Consider the following 246-nt stretch of genomic DNA (forward strand, 5'->3'; position numbering starts at 1 on the left):
CGGCTGTAATGGCCACGCGAATCCATCAAGCGTTTGCGCTTGTCGATCTGCCAGAAATCGAGGTCTGCAATGATCTCGCCCTCTCCTTCGCGCAGCGGCGCTCCGCCCATGTATTCACCGTCGGGCGAAACGATTGCAGTGAAACAGCCGCTCGAGATCGGGCCCACCTGGGTGGTATTGGTATCTTTCAGAATCTGCTGCTGTTGTTCGGGAGTCAGCCACGCTGTCGCGTTGACAACGAAGGCG

General features: G+C 58.1%; 1 pseudogene. It reads right to left on the reverse strand.

What is annotated here, in order from left to right:
* Positions 1–246, reverse strand: a pseudogene (locus tag SB753_RS40185) (aliphatic nitrilase); the annotation flags it as partial.

The sequence above is a fragment of the Paraburkholderia sp. SIMBA_053 genome (assembly GCF_046534895.1).
Lineage (GTDB): Bacteria > Pseudomonadota > Gammaproteobacteria > Burkholderiales > Burkholderiaceae > Paraburkholderia > Paraburkholderia caledonica.